19 protein-coding genes, 1 other RNA gene and 1 other annotated feature are annotated in these 23132 nt (G+C 39.1%); of the genes, 3 read left to right on the top strand and 17 right to left on the bottom strand.

The genetic code is table 11. The features are described from left to right. Nucleotides 1-214 precede the first annotated feature (214 nt). The 11 genes from parC to ACNJYY_RS11110 all read right to left on the bottom strand — a co-directional run bounded on the left by parC (nt 215) and on the right by ACNJYY_RS11110 (nt 14409). Nucleotides 215-2659, bottom strand: coding sequence for a DNA topoisomerase IV subunit A (gene parC / locus ACNJYY_RS11060; RefSeq protein WP_416731745.1), 2445 nt, complete (start codon nt 2657-2659; stop codon nt 215-217). A 13-nt stretch (nt 2660-2672) separates the two neighbouring features. After that, the gene (gene parE / locus ACNJYY_RS11065) at nt 2673-4613 is read right to left on the bottom strand and encodes a DNA topoisomerase IV subunit B (RefSeq protein WP_416731850.1); all 1941 of its coding nucleotides are present in this window, start codon (nt 4611-4613) and stop codon (nt 2673-2675) included. A 226-nt stretch (nt 4614-4839) separates the two neighbouring features. Beyond that, nucleotides 4840-5247, bottom strand: a complete 408-nt coding sequence (locus ACNJYY_RS11070) for a CoA-binding protein (RefSeq protein ID WP_153238333.1) — start codon at nt 5245-5247, stop codon at nt 4840-4842. 242 nt (nt 5248-5489) lie between these two features. Further along, the gene (locus ACNJYY_RS11075; protein ID WP_416731746.1) at nt 5490-7010 is read right to left on the bottom strand and encodes a carboxypeptidase M32; all 1521 of its coding nucleotides are present in this window, start codon (nt 7008-7010) and stop codon (nt 5490-5492) included. A 94-nt stretch (nt 7011-7104) separates the two neighbouring features. Continuing rightward, complete coding sequence (locus ACNJYY_RS11080) at nt 7105-7284, bottom strand: hypothetical protein (RefSeq protein ID WP_416731747.1); 180 nt, start codon at nt 7282-7284, stop codon at nt 7105-7107. Nucleotides 7285-7739: 455 nt separating this feature from the next. Next, the gene (locus ACNJYY_RS11085) at nt 7740-8888 is read right to left on the bottom strand and encodes a THUMP domain-containing class I SAM-dependent RNA methyltransferase (protein WP_416731748.1); all 1149 of its coding nucleotides are present in this window, start codon (nt 8886-8888) and stop codon (nt 7740-7742) included. Nucleotides 8889-9022: 134 nt separating this feature from the next. Next, nucleotides 9023-9432: RNase P RNA component class B (gene rnpB / locus ACNJYY_RS11090), an RNA gene on the bottom strand. Nucleotides 9433-9507: 75 nt separating this feature from the next. Beyond that, nucleotides 9508-9822: a cell division regulator GpsB gene (gene gpsB / locus ACNJYY_RS11095; RefSeq protein ID WP_137789389.1), complete on the bottom strand. Its 315-nt coding sequence runs from the start codon at nt 9820-9822 to the stop codon at nt 9508-9510. A gap of 82 nt (nt 9823-9904) precedes the next feature. Beyond that, nucleotides 9905-10465, bottom strand: coding sequence for a DUF1273 domain-containing protein (locus ACNJYY_RS11100; protein ID WP_416731749.1), 561 nt, complete (start codon nt 10463-10465; stop codon nt 9905-9907). Between the two features lie 412 nt (nt 10466-10877). Further along, nucleotides 10878-12143 (bottom strand): ribonuclease H-like domain-containing protein, encoded by a 1266-nt coding sequence (locus tag ACNJYY_RS11105; protein WP_416731750.1) that lies wholly within the window; start codon nt 12141-12143, stop codon nt 10878-10880. Then, the gene (locus tag ACNJYY_RS11110; protein WP_416731751.1) at nt 12133-14409 is read right to left on the bottom strand and encodes a DEAD/DEAH box helicase; all 2277 of its coding nucleotides are present in this window, start codon (nt 14407-14409) and stop codon (nt 12133-12135) included. Before ACNJYY_RS11110 ends, ACNJYY_RS11105 begins: the two co-directional genes overlap by 11 nt. Before the next feature lie 374 nt (nt 14410-14783). On the opposite strand from ACNJYY_RS11110, the gene ACNJYY_RS11115 reads away from it, so the two are divergent. Then, nucleotides 14784-15155: a cyclic-phosphate processing receiver domain-containing protein gene (locus ACNJYY_RS11115; protein WP_416731752.1), complete on the top strand. Its 372-nt coding sequence runs from the start codon at nt 14784-14786 to the stop codon at nt 15153-15155. A gap of 52 nt (nt 15156-15207) precedes the next feature. Here the strand turns inward: ACNJYY_RS11115 and ACNJYY_RS11120 are convergent, their stop codons facing one another. The 6 genes from ACNJYY_RS11120 to ACNJYY_RS11145 all read right to left on the bottom strand — a co-directional run bounded on the left by ACNJYY_RS11120 (nt 15208) and on the right by ACNJYY_RS11145 (nt 20563). Beyond that, entirely contained in the window at nt 15208-16011 is an 804-nt protein-coding gene (locus ACNJYY_RS11120) for a protein phosphatase 2C domain-containing protein (protein WP_416731753.1), read from the bottom strand. Continuing rightward, the gene (locus ACNJYY_RS11125) at nt 15998-16459 is read right to left on the bottom strand and encodes an HIT family protein (protein ID WP_416731754.1); all 462 of its coding nucleotides are present in this window, start codon (nt 16457-16459) and stop codon (nt 15998-16000) included. The genes ACNJYY_RS11120 and ACNJYY_RS11125 overlap by 14 nt, the downstream gene beginning before the upstream one ends. Nucleotides 16460-16501: 42 nt before the next feature. Then, nucleotides 16502-16723 (bottom strand) — a binding site (T-box leader). A gap of 64 nt (nt 16724-16787) precedes the next feature. After that, the gene (locus ACNJYY_RS11130) at nt 16788-17276 is read right to left on the bottom strand and encodes a dihydrofolate reductase (RefSeq protein ID WP_416731755.1); all 489 of its coding nucleotides are present in this window, start codon (nt 17274-17276) and stop codon (nt 16788-16790) included. Between the two features lie 8 nt (nt 17277-17284). Beyond that, the gene (locus ACNJYY_RS11135; RefSeq protein WP_416731756.1) at nt 17285-17710 is read right to left on the bottom strand and encodes a flavoprotein; all 426 of its coding nucleotides are present in this window, start codon (nt 17708-17710) and stop codon (nt 17285-17287) included. After that, nucleotides 17694-18107: a GNAT family N-acetyltransferase gene (locus ACNJYY_RS11140; protein ID WP_416731757.1), complete on the bottom strand. Its 414-nt coding sequence runs from the start codon at nt 18105-18107 to the stop codon at nt 17694-17696. The genes ACNJYY_RS11135 and ACNJYY_RS11140 overlap by 17 nt, the downstream gene beginning before the upstream one ends. 278 nt (nt 18108-18385) lie before the next feature. Next, nucleotides 18386-20563 carry an FUSC family protein gene (locus ACNJYY_RS11145; RefSeq protein WP_416731758.1) on the bottom strand — a complete coding sequence of 726 codons (2178 nt, stop codon included), beginning with the start codon at nt 20561-20563 and terminating at the stop codon, nt 18386-18388. A gap of 271 nt (nt 20564-20834) precedes the next feature. Here ACNJYY_RS11145 and ACNJYY_RS11150 point away from each other — a divergent pair, with 271 nt between their 5' ends. Together ACNJYY_RS11150 and ACNJYY_RS11155 are read left to right on the top strand one after the other, a co-directional pair. After that, nucleotides 20835-22172 (top strand): FAD-binding oxidoreductase, encoded by a 1338-nt coding sequence (locus ACNJYY_RS11150; RefSeq protein ID WP_416731759.1) that lies wholly within the window; start codon nt 20835-20837, stop codon nt 22170-22172. 169 nt (nt 22173-22341) lie between these two features. Next, entirely contained in the window at nt 22342-23127 is a 786-nt protein-coding gene (locus ACNJYY_RS11155) for an aminoglycoside 6-adenylyltransferase (protein WP_416731760.1), read from the top strand. The last annotated feature ends 5 nt before the right edge of the window (nt 23128-23132 follow it).

Here is a 23132-nt window from a genome sequence, read left to right on the forward strand (position 1 = left end):
GTTTTTATCTTTTATTTCTTCATTGAAATAGGTGATTGGAGTGAAAGGTGCGAGACTCCTGGGGGATCAGCGGGACAGGTGAGACACCTAAGGACACAAAGTGTCGAGGTGGCTCACCGCACGCCTCCCGGAAAGCGAGCATCCTGGAACGGAAATCAACCACTTTCAAACTTCCAAGTTGTCAAACAAAAAAAGAAGAAAAGAGCAGCAAGAGCTACTCTTTTGATTGTTCAGTTGAAACCAATGATTTAATTCGAGTAATCGGACCCGTTTCACCTGTATCCACAACGAACGATCCATTGTTATATCGATCAGCTGGCTTATAGTTCGCTGGTGAAATCCTCTCAACTTTACCTGAACTTGTTTCTAAAACAAACTGTGTGTCATCTGCAGTTATTAACTTCATTCCCACAATACGATGAGGATTTGATTTTAATTCTCTTACCATCACTAGACCACGTTTCGCACGTGATGTTCTTTCAAATTCTGAAATCTTCATCTTTTTAAGTGCACCACGCTGTGTGGCAATAACAACTTGTGCTTTTTCTGGATCTTCTGGCAGCGCAAATCCGCTAACCACATGGTCACCAGTTTTTAAGTTAATTCCTTTAACTCCTGAAGCTCTCTGTCCAACGATGGAGATTTCTTCTTCAGCAAACCATAGTCCCAATCCAAAATGTGTGGCAATGAAAACATCTTGATCTCCGTTAGTTAATGAAACGTCTACGACTTCATCATCTGCTTTCAACTTAACAGCCATTAATGGACGGTTATATCGTGTTGCTTTATAAAATTTGAGTTCTGTTTTCTTAGCCATACCTTGCTTAGTAAAGAAGATAAGGTATTGATTTTCTGCAAACTCTTTTATTGGGTATGCTTTGATCAGTCTTTCATCTTTATCAAGTCCAACAAGACTTGCTAAGTGCTGCCCCATGTCTTTCCAACGAATCTCAGGCATCTCGTATACAGGAAGGTAAACGTAGTTTCCTTTGTTCGTGAACATGAGAAGCGTTTCTGTTGTGTTGAGCTGAGACGCCATGAGAAGAGAATCTGTATCCTTCATGCCTGGCGGTTCTCCGTTCGAAGCACTGTATGAACGAACGCTAGAGCGTTTTACATATCCATCTTCTGTAACAGTCACCATAACATCTTCGGACGGAATCATGACTTCCATGTCGATCTTGATTTCTTCGATTTCCGCTTCAATAATTGTACGGCGTGGATCAGCGTATTTCTTCTGAACCTCAGTCATCTCTTTTTTAATAACGTTAAACAGCTTCTTCTCACTATCTAATAAAGAGCGAAGATACGTAATTTTTTTCGCTAATTCCTCAGCTTCCGATTGTAGCGTCGTAATATCTGTATTCGTTAAACGGTAAAGCTGTAACGTAACAATTGCTTCAGCTTGCGGTTCTGTAAACTGGAACTTTTCGATGATGTTGTCTTTTGCATTTCGTTTGTCTTTAGAAGCACGGATCGTTTCAATCACTTCGTCTAAGATGGAAATAGCTTTGATCAAACCTTCTACGATATGTGAACGCTCTTCTGCTTTTCTTAGATCATATCGCGTTCTTCGAGTAACAACTTCTTTTTGATGCTGAATATAAGAATGAAGAATCGCCTTCAAACCCATCAGCTTCGGTGTCTTGTTATGAATCGCTACCATGTTGTAGTTATAAGAGACTTGAAGATCGGTATTTTTAAAGAAATAATTTAGAATCCCTTCTGCATTACCGTCCTTACGAAGCTCGATCACGATTCGTAGACCAGTGCGATCCGTCTCATCGCGAATCTCAGCGATACCATCTACTTTTTTATCTAAACGCAACTCATCCATGCGCTTAACGAGATTCGCTTTGTTCACTTCAAAAGGAACTTCAGTAATGACGATCTGCTGACGACCGCCTTTTAAGCTTTCGATCTCTGTTTTTGCACGAATGATAAAGCGGCCTTTTCCAGTTTCAAACGCCTTCTTAATGCCATCAAGACCTTGAACGATTCCGCCTGTTGGGAAATCTGGCCCATTGATCACTGTCATTAATTCCTCAAGAGAAACGTCGGGGTTATCGATCTGCATCGTAACCGCATCGATTACTTCACCTAAGTGATGTGGCGGAATATCTGTCGCATAACCTGCCGAGATCCCTGTTGATCCATTGACTAACAGGTTTGGATAACGGCTGGGTAATACGACTGGCTCTTCCGTTGTATCATCAAAGTTTGGTGCGAATTCTACTGTTTCTTTATCAATGTCACGGAGCAGTTCAGAAGCGATTGCAGATAGTCTAGCTTCTGTATAACGCATCGCTGCTGCAGGGTCTCCATCAATACTACCGTTGTTACCATGCATCTGAATCAGAACATTTCTTACTTTCCAGTCCTGACTCATACGAACCATCGCTTCATAAACGGAAGAATCACCATGTGGGTGATAGTTACCGATTACGTTACCGACCGTTTTTGCTGATTTTCTATAAGGTTTCTCGTTCGTGTTTCCTTCTGCGAACATCGCATATAAAATACGGCGCTGAACGGGCTTCAGGCCGTCTCTTGCATCAGGTAATGCACGCTCCTGAATGATGTATTTACTGTATCTTCCGAAGCGGTCGCCGATTACGTCTTCTAACGGCAGCTCTCTAAATTTCTCAAGCAGTGACAATCTTTAAACCTCCTCAGAATGCTGACAAGTTCTCGTTATCTAGTATGTTAGTTTCTTCGTTTATGCCAAACGCAACGTGTTCTTCGATCCACTTTCGTCGTGGTTCTACTTTATCTCCCATAAGGACAGATACGCGTTTTTCAGCACGGGCAGCGTCATCAATTCTTACTCGGATCAATGTACGTGTATCAGGATCCATCGTTGTTTCCCATAATTGGTCAGCATTCATCTCACCTAGACCCTTATAGCGCTGTATGATATAGCCTTTTCCGATCTTCTTCTGTGCTTCTCTAAGCTCGTCTTCATCCCAAGCATATTCGATGACTTCTTTCTTACCAGTCCCTTTACTTACTTTATAAAGCGGAGGAAGAGCGATGAATACTTTTCCTTCTTCAATAAGTGGTTTCATATAGCGATAGAAGAAAGTTAGTAATAGTACCTGGATATGTGCCCCATCCGTATCTGCATCAGTCATGATTACGATCTTATCGTAGTTCACATCTTTTAATGTAAAATCAGACCCCACTCCAGCTCCAATCGCATGGATGATCGTATTGATTTCTTCGTTCTTGAATATGTCAGCAAGCTTAGCTTTTTCTGTGTTGATAACTTTTCCTCTAAGCGGAAGGATCGCCTGAAATTTACGGTCTCTTCCTTGCTTAGCAGATCCGCCTGCAGAATCACCCTCAACAAGATAAAGTTCATTTCGTTCAGGATTCTTTGATGTAGCTGGAGTTAATTTACCGCTTAACATCGAATCCTTACGTTTGTTCTTTTTACCATTTCGAGCATCTTCACGTGCTTTTCGTGCTGCTTCACGTGCTTGTGCGGCTTTAATACTTTTACGGATGAGCATTTCACTAATTGCAGGATTTTCCTCTAGGAAATACGCCAGTTTAACCGCTACTACAGCATCTACAGCAGAACGTGCTTCACTTGTGCCTAGTTTACTCTTCGTTTGCCCTTCAAATTGCAGAAATTCTTCTGGAATTCGAACAGAAACAACAGCTGTTAAACCTTCACGAATATCAGATCCGTCTAAGTTTTTATCCTTCTCTTTTAACATGTTCGTTTTTCGAGCGTATTCGTTAATGCTTCGAGTGATCGCCGTTTTCGCACCCGATTCATGCGTTCCGCCGTCTTTCGTTCGAACGTTGTTTACGAATGATAATACGTTTTCTGCATAACCATCGTTATACTGAAACGCAAAATCCACTTCGATCTCATTTTGTATGCCCTCGAAACTCACAACTGTGTGAAGAGAGTCTTTATCTTCATTCAAGTATTTTACAAAAGCCTCAAGACCTGTATCAAACTGAAACTCGTCTTTTTCACCGTTACGCCCATCTTCAAGTACAATCTTAATCCCTTTTAACAGGAATGCTGCTTCACGTAAACGTTCGCTTAATGTTTCATAGTTATAGTTGATCGTAGAAAACATGGTCGGGTCTGGTTTAAAATGGACGGTCGTTCCAGACTTACGTGTATTTCCGATCACTTCTAAGGTTGTTACCGGTTTACCGCCATTCTCAAAACGCTGACGATAGGTCTTGCCGTCACGGTGAATCGTTACTTCCAACCATTCAGATAAGGCATTTACTACTGATGCACCTACACCATGCAGACCGCCAGATGTTTTGTATCCACCTTGTCCAAACTTTCCGCCAGCGTGAAGAACTGTAAATATAATTTCAGGAGTTGGTTTTCCAAGTTTGTGCATACCTGTAGGCATTCCGCGGCCATCATCAGATACCGACACACTATTGTCTTTGTGAATTTTCACATGTATGTAATCACCGAATCCGCCTAAAGCTTCATCAACAGCGTTATCTACAATTTCATATACGAGGTGATGCAAGCCTCTAGCATCCGTGCTTCCAATATACATGCCTGGACGCTTTCGAACGGCTTCTAAACCTTCGAGCACCTGTATGGCATCATCGTTATACTCCATTAATGACTTATTACTAGCCAAGTTGTGTTGCTCCTTTCGCGTTGCTGCAGTACTACTATAATAGCAGAACGTTTGTTTCTATACTACTGTTGTCTGTATATTCTCCTCTTATTTCTCGGTATATCGACTGAAAACCTTTAGTGTCGAAAAGAATATTTTCTGATAAAAAAGTAACATGACTAGATAGCATGGGAAAACCACCCGTATGATTGCGGGTGGTTCATTACTACCGTATCATAGCATGTTCCACTTTAATGCACTTATCCATAATATAAGGAATCGTCGCACTTTGCAAAATCTCTTCTGCTTCTGCACTGTAAAGTCCTAGCTGTGCCCAAAAGAAACCAGCTTTAATTTTCGCTGCAGAACGAGCAACTTCCGGTAAATACTCACTGCGTCTAAATACATTGACAATATCAACATGGCCATCAATTTCTTCGAGCGTTGCAAATGCTTTTTGCCCTAAAACCTCTTTGACATTAGGATTTACGGGAATAATCTCGTAACCTGCATTCTGCATGTATTCTGAAACCATATAAGATGTGCGAAAAGGTTGATCAGATAGACCGACTACAGCAATGCGTTTTCTTAATTTTAACAAGTTCTGGATATCTTGTATCGTTGCAGCTCCCATCACTATTTCCTCCTAGTGTCTTTTTATATAGTTTTAGACAAAATAAGTACAAATGAAACATTTTCATAAAGAAAACTTAAATGATGACAAGCTTTTTCGGGATAGCGTTCGTTGGACTTATACGTTCATCAAAAATTTGTTGTAACCATAATTGTCGTCCTGAAAACAGGTTATACTTTCAGATTATGTAAAAAAAACCGGCATTCTCGATAAATAAATTCGAGTCCGCCGGTAGGGTGTAATTAGTTCTCTAAGCGGTAAATATCACTGTATTTCTTTTCGAAATAAGCGATCAGATGATCTGGATTAAGTCCCTCACCTGTTACGTCTTTTAAGATTTCGATTGGTTTCTTCATCTTGCCATATTGATGAACGTTCTTCGTTAACCATTCTTTGACCGGCAGGAGGTTGCCAGACTCCATAAGTGCGTCAAAGTCAGGAATATCCTTCAGCATTGCTTGTTTAAGCTGCGCTGCATAAATATATCCAAGAGCATAGGATGGGAAGTAACCAAAGCTTCCGCCTGACCAATGAACATCTTGAAGGACACCTTCTGCATCGTTCTTCGGCGTTACACCAATATACTCTTGCATTTTCTCATTCCAGATACGCGGAAGGTCTTTTACTTCGATCTCATCGTTAAACAAACCTTTTTCAATTTCATAACGAACGATAACATGAAGTGGGTATGTCATCTCATCAGCTTCGATACGAATGAGTGAAGGCTCAACCACATTAATAGAACGATAAAATTCTTCTAGCTCTACACCGTTAAACTGTGAACCTGAAACAGTCTTAAGCATGTTGTACTGATTCTTCCAGAAACCAAAGTGACGACCTACAAAGTTCTCCCAGAACAGAGATTGAGACTCGTGAATGCCCATAGATGTACCTGTAGCTAGAGGTGTCCCAACTAACTCATCTGAAATATTTTGCTCATAAAGTGCATGACCGCCTTCATGGATCGTTCCGAATACTGCCGTACGGAAATCATTCTCGTCATACTTTGTCGTTACACGAACATCTCCAGGATTCAATCCGATTGCAAACGGATGAACCGTTTCATCCAAACGACCAGAATCAAAATCATAACCCATGTCTTTTAATACATGCAAACTGAACTCCTTTTGTTTTTCTTTCGGAAAATGTTCAAATAAAAACTTTGTATCAGGTTGCCCTGCTTCTGTTACTTTCTGAAGCAATGGTACGATTCGTTCACGAAGTTTTGAGAACGTTTCATCTAAAATATCAACCGTAACCCCTGGCTCATACATATCTAGGAGAGTATTGTACTTATTCCCTTCATATCCCCAATAGCCAATGAATTTCTTATTGAAATCAACAAGCTTTTCTAAATACGGCTGGAATAAGGAGAAATCATTCGCGTTTTTCGCTTCTTCCCAAACTGTTTCAGCTTTGGATTGAAGAATAACGTACTCTTTAAATTCTGTTGGAGGAATCTTAGCGTTACGCTCGTAATCTTTCTTTACTTCTTGGAGCGTCTTTTTCGTAACATCAGACAAAGAGTCCTGTACATCTGGCTTAGAAAGGTCTTCGATATAACTCTTCATTACTTCAGAAGTAGACATTGCAAATACATCAGATGATAACGTTCCGATCACTTCAGAACGTTGTTCGACACCTTTTTTAGGTGCGCCTGTGCGAAGGTCCCAATACATGAGTCCGATTGCTTCATTGATGTGGACCATTTTTTTCACATAATCTAAGAATTCTTTTTCAACAGTAACTTTTGTTTGTGTCATTACTATTCCATCCCTTCACGGTTTCATTAAAAACATACCGTTATAAGAATTCGTGACGCAATAAAAAAGTCCTGCTGGTCGATTTTATTTTTTTCTAAAATTCTTCCTTAAATAGTTCTGCATACGCAGCGAAGGACGGATCAATATTGTTTACGTGACCGATCGATTGATGAAGGACACTTTGAATTTCGGCTTTATGATGATCTCCCAGGTGAGGTTGTAGGTTCTGTAATGCTTTTTGAATGCTATCTAAATGGTTAAATTGAGAGTACATAGAAATAACCTGCCTTTAATTTAATGGATAGGCATAGTATGTACGTGTTTATAAGGTCTTTAAACTTTGTTTCAGTATTTGGTGGTGAAGGCTTTATAAAGGTTGCTCAATGTAGCAGTTAATAAGTGTAGATTTATTAAATTTTGGCGTATAATTGTTATTTTCCTATGGTTTTTTGTAGAAAAAATATAAAAAGAATACGGTACGTGAAATTATTACAGTTTATTGCTTATTAGGTTGTATGCTTCACATTAAAAAAGGCTGACTCATTCAAAAAAGTCAGCCTTCCTTATCGTTTGGGACGGATGAATCCAAAAGTTTTCTCCTTGAATCCACAAATTTAATAGCTCAATCCACGAGTTTTGCTTCTCAATCCACAAATTTGGGGCTTTTATCCGCGAGTCTACAATCTTCGACACTCACCGCGCTACCCACACTACATATTCAAAACGGAATCAGCTCTGGTGCTGTCTAAGCGGACGTTTTCCAAAGTATTGATAATAGTCGGTCTTCAGATCACCGTTGTAAAGCTTACGTTTTTTTGTTGCTGAACGGCCATAATATTCTTCAAATTTTTCATTTGAAGTAATGACATACACACTCCATGTATCATACGGTTTCATCGCCATACCTAGATCACGATACATCTGTGCTACTTCTTCTCTCTCACCTAGACGCTCTCCGTAAGGCGGGTTTGTTACAAGACATCCGTAATCTTTTCTAGTCGTAAAATCACGGACTTGCATCTGTTTAAATGTGATAAAGTCTTCGAATCCAGCTTCGTTTGCATTGTTCTTAGAAAGTTCGATCATCTTATGATCAATATCAGATCCTTGAATCTCAAGAGGCAGATCGTATTTCGCAACATCTTGAGCTTCTCCAACTGCCTCATACCAGACCTTTTTATCGATCCAGTTCCATTTTTCTGAAGCAAATTCACGATTTAGTCCTGGTGCGATATTTTGTCCAATCATCGCAGCTTCAATCGGCAATGTTCCAGATCCGCAGAAAGGATCTGCGAAAGGCTTATCAGGTGTCCAATTCGTTAGCATGATGAGAGCTGCAGCCATCGTTTCTTTAATCGGCGCACCTGAATGCAACTCACGGTATCCACGCTTATGTAGACCTGTACCGCTCGTATCCAGCGTTAATGTCGCAATATCTTTATGAATCGCAACCTCAATACGATACAAAGCACCGTCCTCTGGAAACCACGTCTTACGGTTATACGCTGTTTTTAAGTTATCAACTACTGCTTTTTTAACGATTGCTTGACAGTCAGATACAGAAAACAGTTTGGATTTAACAGATCGGCCGATTACCGGGAATTCCCCATCTTCAGGGATAAAATCAGCCCATGGAAGTGCCTTCGTTTGCTCGAAAAGTTCATCAAACGTCTCCACTTTAAACTCACCGACCACTAGTTTTACGCGATCTGCCGTTCTTAGCCATAAGTTAGCTTTTACTAACGTCTTCTCATCACCATCAAAATAAACTTTACCGTTTTCAACTTTTACATTTTCAAACCCTAGAGCGCGAACTTCATTGGCTACGAGAGCTTCTAATCCCATAGCGGCTGTTGCTAGCAGTCGTAATTGTGTCATAATATAAAACTCCTTAATGATCATCGATTCTTATGTTAATAAGTATACCCTTATTTAGCTGTACTTTTTATGTAAATAGAAAAAGCCCCGGTAAACGGGGCCCTCATTCAGCTTTAATTTAGGTACCAATAACGTTCTGTAAGCCATGTTCTGTTCCTTAGTACTGCAAACGGCTGGTAGCCTCGTACACCGGTGGTAATCATCTATCTACAAAAAGCCTTGGCTTCTTGTTCTCCCAATCGTTCAATTCCGAAATGGGAAACTCCCCTACCATAATTTGGGTTTCTCGCTCGTGGGGTTTACCGCGTTCCACTCCCTCTGTTTCCATCGGGACTACGTCACTGTGGCACTTTCAAGGTATTAACACCATATCCAATGGACTTAGGTGCGTTCCCTGCCGTTAACCCAGTAAGCTCAAAAGAGCAAACCAAGCTACCCTGGCTTATTTTTTGGCCAGGCACGATCATTACGGTCATCTCAGATCCGTGCGAGCATGGACTTTCCTCTAAACCTGAAAAATCAGATCCAGCGATTACCCGAACGCTATTGATTTAATTTTTAAAAGCAAGATTCATTATAGCATGCTGAATGTAATAAAACAAATGGATAATTACTGGAATCAATCGTACAGTTTACTGCCAAAAACATGTTTTTCCAAGTTAGACAAACGCTGAAGAATATCGGAGTTCGTCGTGCTTGAAGTTACTGCAGACATTCTGCGTGTTTGCTGATGATCAGTAGAATTTTGAGCTTCTTTACGCAGTCGATTGTTTTCTTGAACAACTGCATCATACTCTTTTTGAAAATTTTCATAATCCTTAATAATAAGATCTAAGAATTTGTCTACTTCGTCTTGATCATAGCCACGAAAGCCTTGTTTAAAGTCTTTTTCCAAAATTTCTTTCGCCGTTAAATGAAAACGCTGTTCACTCATGTGAATCACCTCACACAAAGATTCTAAAATTATTTTTTCACTACCTGACCTAAATGTCAATTTTTTTCGACTTTAGATTCATTTATTCATTACGATTGTATTGTTCCTCTTGTACAAGAACATCCAAGTCATAAGGAGTAATATAGAATATTTCGTACGAATTGTCCATTTCCTGCTTTTGTTTGGCTGCATCTAAATAATACTTCGGTGAACCATCTTTTTCTTCGTCGTAAAGCAGCAAGACAGCATCGCTTTTTTGTACTAGAAACTGATTCTTAACTCGAAGCTGTCTTGGCGACTCATAAGGCTTACGGCTTACCGAATCTACAAAATCGGCACCAGCTAATATTTCATGATATTTTTCCTGAACATTTTCTTTCCAACGAGTTTCTTGCTCTAAGAACGGGGTAAGAACAGCTAGCTTCAAATCAGAAAATTCTTCTTGAAGTTCAAATACCACTTCTGCAGCCCACATTTCTACACCGGGTTGCCCACTGATGATTACCCACTCTAAACCTTCATCCAGAAGTGAGACCAACTTTTGAGCAATTGCTTTCTTAATGTAGTATACCCCTTCGTGTTTATCACTAAAAATACCGAGTTCATGAGCTTTGTAGCCACTGACAAGCAGTGTTTGAAGCATGTTTAGAAAACCTCCTATTAATGAAAAACACCCGGCTCTGTCTATAGCCGGGGCTTCATTAAAAGTTTTGTGTTGTGTGACTAATTTGATTGCCAATCATTACTGTTAACCCGACGATCACAAAAAATAGAACAACAATCCACTGCTTCACTTACCATCTCTCCATAGCTTAAAATATATATTTCCCTATTCAACATTTCGGATATTGCGCGAAAACAATCGAACGCTCTAGAACTTTGACGAAAACTCAGTAGAAATATGAATTTTTATGGCGTTTTTTGCGCTTACCCGGGCAATAAAAAAAGGGGGAATTTATTTTCTTAAGAACATTTTTATGTCCTCTTATATTCTACAAAAAACAAAGCTAATTGAGAAGAGATATTTTGCAGGAATTCATAAATTTGACGAATTTTTACGAATATTGGATGACTCGCTGTTCTAATCGTTCGATTCTTCTCGCGAAAGATTGTTTTTCCTGTTCTTCTTTTCTTTTTGTTAACCGTTTTTTCCCCTTCCACCTGGAATAACCCATTACTGCAAAGTGAAGAGCTTTTTCATAATCTTTTTGAATATGCTCATAATACTTAGAAAGTTCTATAGCCGGTTCTTCATCAAAGTCATTCTCATCAAGTAACTCTAGCCAATATCGAACAGAAACCTCTAATCCATCAGACTTTTTGTACAGTGCGGCTAAAGATTTTTTTGATTGGGATGTTAGTGAAGTTCCTGTTTGCAGCACTTCCTGGTAAAGAGACATCGCATGTTCTTTTTGGTTTAGGGCTTCAAACCATCTTGCTGATTCATATGTCTCTCTTTCAGTTCTAAAACCGTTACCTGTTACAATTCCAGACAAGTGTGTATAAAGAGTAATAAGCGAAAGAACATCCCACTCATTGTGTTGAAAAACACCTTCTAATAAAGATGGATCACCTTCATTGCAATATTGAAAATAAAGCATTGGCGCAAGATAACCAGGTGTATCATGTATTCGATTCACACCTAGCATCTCTTTTTCAACAACAGAGAGCTTTACAGCTGGCAATGTATCTTTCCATAGCCTCCTCGCTCCATGCAGCAGATCAAAGTGACCAAACTCTGGCAATGAAGGGACGAAATCACGAATTAAAGTGTGGCGCGTCTTCACTTGTGGCCAATCAAACGATTTCCCATTGTAGGTGACTAAGTTCCGAAGTTCCTTCACATGATTTAAAAAATAGTGGTAAAGAGCCACTTCAGATCCCGGACCCGGCAAAAAGAATTGGTGGACTAAGACATGATCTCCTTTAATCTGACTCATTCCAAGCATAAAGATGGTATTTCCTGCTCCGCCACTTAAACCTGTTGTCTCTGTATCAAAGAACAAAAGATCAGAAGCGTCAAGATCCTTAGCGTGAAGTGGATGATCAGCATTAACATCTTGCCAATTCGATACGGCATTTATAACATCGGAAAACCGATAACGGCCCCATTGTGTATCTAGAGAGTATTTTACTTTTCGAACGATACAATAATCATCTTCGAAAAAATAAGCTGAAGCTCCAAACTTCTCCCAATAGTCCGCATGTTGAATTCTTTCACCAGTGGAATCTTCTAAATTCCGCTTACTTTCAACAGGATGCCCAACGACTGGGTTAACCATATGCTTTTTTAGTCGATTCAGCTTGTTTTTAATCGACATATTCTGTTGCTCCTTTGATTTGAGAGATCAATTTTATGGCAAGATTCTTGCTGTTATTTCCTTCTTCTAACGTTCCCGTACATGATGGACAGCCGCTTTCGCAAGGACAGTTTTGAATCATAGCTAATGCCTGATCCAGAACCGTTTCCCAAGAACCATACACCTTTTCACTAAGCCCTATTCCACCTGGATATCTGTCATAAATAAATATGGTAGGCTGTTGGTTATGAACCGCTTTAACCTGAGGGACAACGTGAAGATCGTTTGCATCACACATCACGAAGAGAGGAGCAACATGGCGCAAAACGTGTGCGATCCCAAGTAGCCCAGCCTCAAGCTTCTCTTCACTTAACTCGTTATTTTCAAACGTTAGCCAAGTTGCAGACGTATGCAACTCTTCTTCCGGAAGATGAATCGGTCCTGAACCAATATTGTCATGTGTTTCGAATTTAATTTTTTTAAAGATGGTTGCCTTTGCGACTACCATAACATCACCATATGCTTTAGCATTTTGTTCATGTGACGTTTCTTGATCTACTTCAAGTACGTTCAAAGAAACAGCGAGGTTTGCGTCTGTAAAGTAATCAACATCCACTTCACGAACATAAGCTTTCTTTTCTTCGTAATCGAGCTTCTCAACCTGATATTGTGTACCTTGATGAAGATAGATCGCTTCTTCGTGAAGAAGTGTCATCGAACTAAAGCGATCCATCTCACCGATCACTTTTACATCAGCCACATTACTTTGATCGATGATCACAACGTTTTCCTGTGAAGCAGAACGCAGCGAGATGTTATGCGCAGGAAAAGAATCGTTCATCCAATAAAAGTGCTTCCCTCTCTTGTGAAGCACTTGTTCATCTACTAAAAATTCTAAAACATCCTCGATCTCTTGATCACCAAACTTCTCCTTCTCTTGAAATGGCAATTCATACGATGCGCATTTCAAATGATCTACTAAAATAATCAGATTATCAGGATTCATCCGAGCAGATTCTGGTGATCGTTCGAAAAAGTAATCGGGATTCTGAATCACGTATTGATCAAGTGGAGAAGAGGAAGCCACCATGATCACCACACTCTCATCTTGTCGACGCCCCGCTCGACCAGCCTGCTGCCATGCACTTGCGATCGAGCCTGGGTACCCTGTGAGAATACAAGCATGAAGCTGTCCAATATCTACTCCTAATTCTAACGCGTTTGTTGAAACAACTCCCATGATATCTCCATTACGAAGTCCTTTTTCGATAGCCCGCCGCTGTTTAGGAAGATATCCGCCTCTATACCCTTGAATGGACTTCGTACCAAACTCCTTTTTTACAAGTTCTTGCAAATACGTAAGCAATATTTCCACTCGTACACGACTGCGAGCGAATACGATCGTTTGAATATGATTTTCCAAAAATAGCTTTGCTAGGTTTCTGGCTTCAAGCGTAGCGCTTCGCCTAACGTTCAACGGTTTATTTACAACTGGAGGATTATAGAATAGAAAATGCTTTCGACCCGCTGGTGCTCCATTGTTATTAATAAGCGTCATCGGATTTCCAGTGAGTTGCTCAGCCAGCTCTTTTGGATTCGCAATGGTTGCAGATGTACAGATAAAAATGGGATCACTGCCATAAAAATTGCAGATCCTCTTTAAACGGCGGATGACATTAGCCACATGGCTGCCGAATACACCTCGGTATGTATGGAGCTCATCTACCACCACATATTTCAGATTTTCGAACAGCGATACCCATTTTGTATGATGTGGAAGAACCGCAGCATGAAGCATATCGGGATTTGTCATAACGATGTTTCCCGCTTTTCTAACGACCTGTCGGATATTTGCTGGCGTATCCCCATCATACGTATAGCTTTTTATATCTAATCCCATCTCATCGATCAGTTCGTTCATCTCTGACTTTTGATCTTGAGCGAGGGCTTTAGTTGGAAATAAATACAGAGCTCTTGCCTCAGGATTATTAGCGACCTCTTGCAGTACGGGAAGGTTGTAACAAAGCGTTTTTCCTGAAGCTGTAGGTGTAACAGCTACGAAGCTTTCTTTGCGTAAAGCTGCTTCGTATGCAGATAACTGGTGAATATATAAGGAAGAAATCCCTCTTTTTAAAAGAGCGGATTGAATAGTGTGATGCAAAGAGTCAGGAAGTGGCACAGAAACCGCTTCTCGTGGCTCAATTGTTTTCCAATGAACAATTTGGTTGGCTAGCTCTGGCTCTCGTAAAACGTCCATAACTTGTTGAATAGATTTTTTTCGAAACATAAATACCACCTCGTTACTATTTTAACGAATATTTGTTCGTAAAGAAACAAGGACTTAAACGGAAATGTTTAAGTCCTGAATGAGATTTTTCAACAAAATCATACAACATTAAGTCTTATTTGTTAATTTTTGATAATTATCCTGCTTTTCTTGAAGGATAAATGAAAATGACGAAGAATTTAATGATTTAATATTTAATTCATTCAAATATTTACCTATCTTTTATTCTAATAACGGAAGGAGTAAACGATGTTTCCCTTAAACCACTCGATAAACTTACTTTGTATTAATGTGTTATAATTAATATATTAAAATAACTTGGGGTAGTAGACTTTTCTTAGTCACCCTCCGTTAAAGGAAGGGAGTGCAAGAAAATGAAAAAGATCAGTGTATTTATGGATGATTATCGTAATCCCCCTGAAGGATATGTCTTCGTTGAAACGATAGATGAATGTATGAATCTTTTGAGGAAACATGACATTGAACATCTATCTTTAGATCACGATTTATTGAGCAGAACAAGAAATGGATTAATGCTCGTAAAAATGATGATCAATGAAAAGTTATTTGCCAATCGAATAACCATCCACTCTGCGAATTCTGTTGGTGGCAAGAACATGTACAACTGTCTGAAACAAGCTCAAAAAGACTTAATCATGCCTCACACTATCATTGTTTCCTTACGTCCACTTCCACTTAAATATATCCCGCCACGTGTGCTTCAGCATTATAGTGATATTAAATAATAGATCCCCTTCATAGTGAAAGTAACTAAAAACAGATTAGGAGGAAGCAGCTTTACAGATCACTTGGCAAACTAGCTGTTTCCTCTATTTCTACAGACCATGCGATAATAGTTGTACTATCTCTTACATGATTTCTTTTAATTTCATCCAAAAGAAACTTAACGCCTTCATCCAATCCCATTCCGCTCATTACTTTTTGAACCTCTGTGGCCTCTTCAAATGAAACACCTGGACATTCAGTCAGTCCATCAGTTGTCATGAAAATTTGGTTGAGTCCTTTTCTCATTTCTTTCTTCCCCGTACTATAACAAGGTACTGGAAGTTCAAATGTATTTACTTCACCAACCCATTCATAAAAACTTCGCTGAACAAGCTGTCTCTCGCCTAATGCTATCAGTTCTGGATGAAATAGATGAAGAATACAATCCCCTACCGAAAACCACCATAAATATTTTTCTTTTCGAACCACGATTAAACAAGCTGTTTCACCCGTTGTCTTTCGGCAGGATTCCATAAAAACAGGATCTTGAAAGATATCCAATATAAGATGATCTAATTTCTTTAGTGCTATCCTTGCTGATTCTGAGAGTACACGCTTGATCTCATACTCATTCTTTATAAATTGATTGATAACAAGTTCAACACTCTGTGCTGTCTTATGCCCATCAAGAACCATTGTGAATTCCCAATTCTCAGCTTCATTTACCCATACTAAACATCCATCTTCGTTTTTATAAGAACCACTTTCAGAATTACCCCCAAATCTACCTACTGTAATACTTTGTACGGTTGTTACATCTATTTCATCAACGAATGTTTGATCACTTCCAACCCAGGTCAAATTAGAATTTTTCATATGCGTTCTCCTCCAAATGATTTCTAACTCGTTCGCAAACTTTGATAATATCTTTATTCATTCCAAGTGGAGCTTCTGCCCAACTATAGACTTCATTCGGTCCCCAATATTCCTCTGGTGTATTTGGAAAACGCGGGACGATGTGCATATGTAAATGAGCAACAGAATTACCTGAGACGAGTGCATAAATGTGCTCTGCATTTTCAGTTTCTTTCACCGCACGGCTTACTCGAGCCATAATCTGACCGAATGCATGTGCTTCTTTAATAGTAAGATCCCCGAGACTTGGTGCGTGACGCTTTAGATCAATCATAATATGACCAAGGTAAGAAGGGCGCTCACCTTTATCAATATGGCCAACATAAACAAATTCATCTTCATATATTTTCACACCTGCTGTGTCAATTGTGCCTCTATGTTTGTCACAAATAAAACAATTCTCACTCACTTTTCATCTCTCCCCTTTTCTAAACAAAAAAGCCCTCGTCTCTAAAGAGACGAAAGGCTATTCCTAACGTGGTACCACTCTTCTTCGTTCACAAGTAAATTCTTGCAAACCTCAGAACCTTTATACGGTGGTTAACCGTACAGACTTCATTTTTGTCTGTCCACTCCAAGGTAAGTTCAGGATATTTGTTGACTGCATCTCACCAATTCTGCAGCTCTCTAAACAACACTATAAACCCCTACTACTCCTAATCATCATGTTTAAATTATGGAAAACTTTTACTAATGATAAGATGATTAGAATTTTCTGTCAAGTTGATTTTTTCGACTCACATATTCCTTATGTATTGATGAAAATAATAGGTGTAAGGATTCTGCTTGTCCTTGATCCCTTTGACTCTAGAAATCTCTTTCCAATCTCTTTCATTAATTTCAGGAAAGTAAGTATCCCCTTCAAATGCATGGTGTATTTTTGTTAAATATAATTTAGTTGTCATAGGCATAAACTGCATATAGATCTCTTCTCCACCGAAAATAAAGACTTCTTCATCGCCTCTGCATGTTTGTAGCACCTCATCTATAGAATGCACAATTAAACAGTTTTCGGGTGAGTAATCTCTTTTTCTCGTAAGCACAACGTTCTTCCTTCCAGGCAGTGCTTTACCAATTGATTCGAAATTCTTTCTGCCTAAAACAATGGTTTTTCCCATCGTAATCTTTTGTACATACTGCCAATCTCTCGGTAACCTCCAAGGCAGATCATTGTCTTTACCTATCACTCTATTTTCATCCATAGCAGCTATCATTGAAAAGTTCATAGCGAATCTTACCTTTCTGTTGTGGTGAGCTCCAAACTAAGCATCTTTTCTATTGGTATTTCTGTCTCAATATAGCTTCTGACCATTTTCCAACATCCTTTTTCCCATCTAAAAGTCTGAAAGAACAAACTAGCCGTTTTTATAGGATTATCCTCGATAATTAGCGATGCCCAAATAATTGTCAGCATCTCATCTTCTTTTAAAGATACGATTACATCATCTTTTAGTATCCACTCAGCGTTCTTTCCTCTTAATTCATTAAATGCATGATTCCATCCATCAATAGATTCTTCATAGCCAAAATCATATACCTCATTGCCCCTTATTTCACGAGCTGTATATTCAGGCGAAACAACCTTCTCAATACCTTTTATTGAAAAATGTCTCCAACTATCTAAGTATTCTTTATAGAATTCATCAAAAGATTCTTTCATCTTCCCTCCTAATAAGTAGTTTCTTATATTTACTATGCCTATCACTCTCACCTAAATATTGAAATCCATTATCAACATAAAACTGATTCAAATTACGATTATTTGCTTCACAATCTAGCTTGATATAATCTTTATCTTGCTTCTCATTTGCGTACATTTCAATCCAATTCAAGATTTCTTTTCCTATACCTTTGTTCATACATGACGGAGACACTGCTAATCGATGTAAATATAGACAATTTTCCACCTCATCTTTCCCAAAGATATGCACGTCCCATTCTGTTTGCTGTGGTGATAAAGTAAAGGTAGCAACCAACTGCTCATTTTTCATCACTGTATATGTCTCATTTCTTTTGATAGCACTTTTGATTTCTAGATCTTCACCACCCTGGAGCAAATATCGTCATTGATCAATATTTCCGTCTTTCATCCATTGCGCACATTCTTTTAATAGACTAGTAACCATTTGAAGGTCATCAAGAGAAGCTTTTTTAATATATAATGATCTTAAAGAGTTCATATATCTTTACCTCCACTTCATTCTAGATAATCTTCTGTATTCACTAAATGAATCCTTCTAAAATTCTCCATAAACAACGAAAAACAGCAGCTCTAAAGCTACTGTTCTTCCCTTCTTATTTACGGTTACATCATATACTCACATATAATCCTGCGCTATTTCTTCTCTCTTACTCCTCCCAACTCACTTCCTAACTCCACAAGGGACTGATTGATACGCCATACATAATAAAGGTGATGTATGAGATCACGCTGAGATTGTTTTCGGTTAGGAGCAAGACGTTCAAATTTCTCCCGTTCTTCTTCTAACGATTGTAGAACGTACTCCCCTTCATTCTCAGTAAGAAGGGCAGATAAGGAATCGATGTTGTTCTTTAGTTTTGTCTCAACCTGAATAAATCCATCAAGAAGTTCTTCCGGATAATCGAATCCTTTTCTGTAAGCAGAAGCGACCAGATGTTTTGCATAATAGTTGATGGCAGCTAACCTCGTCATCCAACTGACCATATCAGCGTAGATCGGTGATCCCGGGCGTTGAAGAAAGGATTGCGCCTCATCCCTTATCGTCTGAAGTTTCGTATCTAGCTTAAACGCACTTTCTGACAGATCCTTAACGTTTACGTCTTCTCTAAACCCTCTCACATACTCGGCGACAAAAGGAGCGAGTTCTTCTAAAAATTCGTTAATCGATTCAGCTACCTTCACTTTTGTTTTCTTTGGAAAGATCAGATATGAAACAGCTAAAGCAATCGCTGCCCCTGCGATCGTATCCAGTACTCTAGCTCCAATTAGTGAGAAAGTAATCCCACCTAATAGGAGGTCGTACATAAACGCAATAAGCATAGTAATAAACACACTCATTAACGTGTAGGAAACGGTCATTAAATAAAACGCTAAAAAAACAACTAAAAAGAGAAAGATCACTTCCAAAACGGTGTGTCCAGAAAGAAATTTAGCAAGAACAAAACCGATGACAGCTCCAATGATCGTGCCTAAAGAACGCTGATACCCTTTCGTATAAATCCGTCCGATGGACTCCGTTCCAAGTAGAACGACAAAGGCGGTAAGAAGAACCCAATAGGGCTGTGCAGGTGAGATTGCTAGACCAACTATAATAGATAGAATTCCTGCAACAAGTGCTTGATACGCTTTTTTAGTTGAGGGCTTTAGCGCATTGTCTTCTGATTTTGCATCTTCTTCGCCAACTTTATCAACGGTTTCTTCCTCTTTTTTATACTCAGACTGAGAGTAAAGAGATTGTTGTATCGTAACAGCACCTTCTATCACGTGATTAGCGATTGATTCAATTCGGCGGATAAGATAGATCCATCCCCGTGGAGGCTCTTCTCGTTCAAAAAGCTTCATGATTAACATTCGAAGCTGCTGAACCGATTTTTCAGCAGGGAGAATATTTTGTTCTTTCACATGTGCAGCGAGTACTTCAGCATCACGAACAGCAACCGTCACAGCAATGAGTGATTGTTTGATCTCTTCAACATGAAGAGCATCTGCTGTTTTTAATCCGCGAACCGAGTCAACTAACGTTTCAATCAGCATACCTGTATCAAACACGTATAGTCGAAGTTGGTTCGGCAAAAGACCTGGCCATATTTTCTTCACATCATTCTCGTTGATATAGCCTGAAACTATAAGAGCATAATCTCTTAGTTTGGCAACGTTCTTCTCTAATTCTTTCTTACGCTGGGCATTGGATTCCTTATCTTGCATGGCTTCGATCAAGAGGTTAAGCGTCAGGTTGCTCTGGATATGAAAAGAATGAATGCTTCTTTTTAAATTCTTCGCTGTATCTTGAAATAAGAAGAAATTGAGAATAAAGGCGTAAGTTACACCTAGCCAGATTCCAACATAAAACCATGGTAACTGGTCACTGGATAATTTCAAAACAGAAGAAAAATACACCGTCATAAAGAAGATCATGAACAAGGAAAAATAGCGTGTACCAAATCTTGAGAAATAAAAACTGCTAAACACACTTAACACTAAAACAACATCTATGTAATAAGCATTATTGGCAACGAGGGAACCAACTGTGATGCCTATCATAGCAGATACTCCGAGCCATAACGTGGTTACTCTCATCTCTTGCTTTGTGTCATCCATTACGACCATGATGCCCATCAACCCAAGCATACCGGAAACTATAGCTGGTGTGATGCCTCCTGAGTGACCAGAGTATCGCATGATTAGAAGGGTAGTGAACACAGCAAGTATTAAACTAGCAGTTGCTCTTCCTGCTTTTTGCAAACGCACATATCCAGGGTCAGCTGCTACTATTTTCGCTAACCAATGGTGCTTGTTATATAATCGTTGCACGATTCCCCTCCTTTTCTAAAACTATAATGGAAAATGATATCATGTGAGTGGTTTCTTAACCAAGTGAACTGCTTTTGTAAACCCTATACCGGATAGTTATAGCATTCCCTTATTCATCACTTTTTTTAACTCACTAAACATACTTTTTCTAATACACTCCTTATAAGTGTTTTTCTGACTGGGCTCGGCTACATAAAAGGTTTTAACCGACTATTCATTTCCTGCATACATTTATATAACTACAAATATGTCTTTGTTGGGAGTGGAAATAATGGGATCTACAGAGTTAACAGGAAGAATAATCTTTAAAGGTGACCCTGGCTATGATGAAGCCGTTAGAAACTGGAACCCTTATGTCAACACATATCCTCTTGTATTCGTATTCGCACAAGATGCATGTGACGTTAGTAATGCAATTAAATGGGCTCGAGAGAACGATGTACCATTAAGGATCAGAAGCGGCCGTCATGCTCTAGACAAAGAGTTCAATGTTGTAAAGGGTGGCATCGTTATCGACACAGGTGATATGAATAAAGTGCACTTAGATAAGAAAAGGGGAATCGCTACTGTTCAACCTGGAATTCGCGTAGGACCTCTTGTAAAAGGTCTCGCTCGAGAAGGCTTTATGGCTGTCTTTGGCGATAGTCCGACTGTTGGAATCGGAGGCATTACAACTGGTGGGGGGTTCGGATTACTCTCACGTACAATTGGAGTAATATCAGATAACCTTCTTGCATTAGAGACCGTAGATGCAAAAGGCCGGATTCTTAATGCCAGTCCAACCTGCAACGAAGACTTGTTTTGGGCCTCTAGAGGAGGCGGTGGCGGTACATTCGGTTACAATACCGAATATACGTTTAAAGTGCACCGTGCACCTGAAACAGCAACGGTTTTTAACATTATTTGGCCATGGGAACAACTCGAAACAGTATTTGAGGCATGGCAGAATTTAATGCCGTTTGTAGATTCACGATTAGGCAGTTATATAGAAATCTACAGCAAAGTAAATGGATTATGTCAGGTAACCGGTCTTTTCTTAGGTTCAAGACCTGAATTAATTCAAATCATCCAACCTTTACTTAATGCTGGGACACCTTCTGAAGTAGTCATTGAAACGCTCTTTTACCCAGACTGTATTGATTTCCTTGATCCACCTGAGCCACCTTATGCTGATCAAAACTTTAAATTCTCATCTTCTTGGGCGACTAATCTTTGGCCAAAAGAACCGATTAAGGTAATGAAACAATTTTTAGAAGAAGCACCTGGAACAGAATCCAACTTTTATTTTACCAACTGGGGCGGTGCGATCAGCAGAGTGCCAAAAGACAAGACTGCTTTCTATTGGCGTGATCCGTTGTTTTACACAGAATGGAACGCAACGTGGGTTGATAAATCTGAAGAAGCGAGTAGTCTTGCATCAGTCGAGTCTGTGCGTCAGCAGTTAAAACCTTATACGGTAGGTTCTTATGTAAACGTCCCAGATGAAAACATTCAAAACTTCGGGAAAGCTTATTGGGCAACAAATTTTGCAAGGCTGCAAAGAGTAAAAACAAAATATGATCCTGAGAATGTATTTAACCATCCTCAGAGTGTTCCCCCACTTTATTAAGAATTAATATTTGCAATAGTTATCCGGTATTTCGATGATCGGGTAACTATTGCTTTTTTTAGGGTTGATGTTGGTAGCTTTGTTGCATTTGGAAGTTGTTGATTTCTGTTACAACATTTTACAAATTATATTAATATTTAAAAAACATATAAATAATGTGAGGTGTCTTATGTATACTCCAACAGAAAGAGATGCTTATTTTCAGCGTACGATTGATATGTTAAATGTGCTGCCTATGGTTGAAGGTGTTGTTCAGTTAGGTTCTGGTGTAACGGGATACAAAGATGAATTCTCGGATATTGATTTAATGATAGCTACGTCAACTGATGATGAAGTCATTGGAGCGAAAAACACTATTCAACAATTTTACAAGGATTTGAATCCCGTTATCATCAAAGAGAAGCAGTTTTCAAAAAATATTTATCTATTGATTGTTATTCTAGAAAACTCGTTGGAATTCAATGTTTCAATTCTTTCAAGGAATTCATTAAGTGTAAGATCTCCGTTGTGGAGGATAGTTTTGGACAAAACAGGCTTAGTCTCTGAGAAGATGGGAAAAGAGAATCGCTCTTTCTCAAACAAACCCGTAAAGTATGCTACTTTCGAAGATCCTGTTTTCGAATTTGTTTATTGTTTCATAAGATTAGATAAAGAATTGAAACGCCATAATTTCGTATATGCACTAAAGATGCTAGAGTCGATGAGAGACTATACGTTAATCGTTCAGACATTAAACGAGGACAAAAAATTTCATCAGTTTAAAGCTTACGACTCGTTAAATAGTGACTTTCTAGAGAAATACCTTTCAACTTATCCAAAAGATATAACGTGTGATAGTTTAGTTGAATCCGCTTCTTTATTAAAAGAATTGTTTATACATACCGTAATGCAGAGTTCAATGTATACACTAGATCATTCTTTACTTGAGTTGATAAAACCAAAGAATAACGTATAAACTTT

This window comes from Fictibacillus tiangongensis (genome assembly GCF_048083785.1).
In the GTDB taxonomy this organism is placed as follows: Bacteria; Bacillota; Bacilli; order Bacillales; family Fictibacillaceae; genus Fictibacillus.

Coding starts and splice junctions, on each gene's coding strand:
- parE (WP_416731850.1), bottom strand. CDS start 4,613: ATGGAGTATAACGATGATGCCATACAGGTGCTCGAAGGTTTAGAAGCC.
- ACNJYY_RS11070 (WP_153238333.1), bottom strand. CDS start 5,247: ATGGGAGCTGCAACGATACAAGATATCCAGAACTTGTTAAAATTAAGA.
- ACNJYY_RS11075 (WP_416731746.1), bottom strand. CDS start 7,010: ATGACACAAACAAAAGTTACTGTTGAAAAAGAATTCTTAGATTATGTG.
- ACNJYY_RS11080 (WP_416731747.1), bottom strand. CDS start 7,284: ATGTACTCTCAATTTAACCATTTAGATAGCATTCAAAAAGCATTACAG.
- ACNJYY_RS11085 (WP_416731748.1), bottom strand. CDS start 8,888: ATGACACAATTACGACTGCTAGCAACAGCCGCTATGGGATTAGAAGCT.
- gpsB (WP_137789389.1), bottom strand. CDS start 9,822: ATGAGTGAACAGCGTTTTCATTTAACGGCGAAAGAAATTTTGGAAAAA.
- ACNJYY_RS11100 (WP_416731749.1), bottom strand. CDS start 10,465: ATGCTTCAAACACTGCTTGTCAGTGGCTACAAAGCTCATGAACTCGGT.
- ACNJYY_RS11105 (WP_416731750.1), bottom strand. CDS start 12,143: ATGTCGATTAAAAACAAGCTGAATCGACTAAAAAAGCATATGGTTAAC.
- ACNJYY_RS11110 (WP_416731751.1), bottom strand. CDS start 14,409: ATGTTTCGAAAAAAATCTATTCAACAAGTTATGGACGTTTTACGAGAG.
- ACNJYY_RS11115 (WP_416731752.1), top strand. CDS start 14,784: ATGAAAAAGATCAGTGTATTTATGGATGATTATCGTAATCCCCCTGAA.
- ACNJYY_RS11120 (WP_416731753.1), bottom strand. CDS start 16,011: ATGAAAAATTCTAATTTGACCTGGGTTGGAAGTGATCAAACATTCGTT.
- ACNJYY_RS11130 (WP_416731755.1), bottom strand. CDS start 17,276: ATGAACTTTTCAATGATAGCTGCTATGGATGAAAATAGAGTGATAGGT.
- ACNJYY_RS11135 (WP_416731756.1), bottom strand. CDS start 17,710: ATGAAAGAATCTTTTGATGAATTCTATAAAGAATACTTAGATAGTTGG.
- ACNJYY_RS11150 (WP_416731759.1), top strand. CDS start 20,835: ATGGGATCTACAGAGTTAACAGGAAGAATAATCTTTAAAGGTGACCCT.
- ACNJYY_RS11155 (WP_416731760.1), top strand. CDS start 22,342: ATGTATACTCCAACAGAAAGAGATGCTTATTTTCAGCGTACGATTGAT.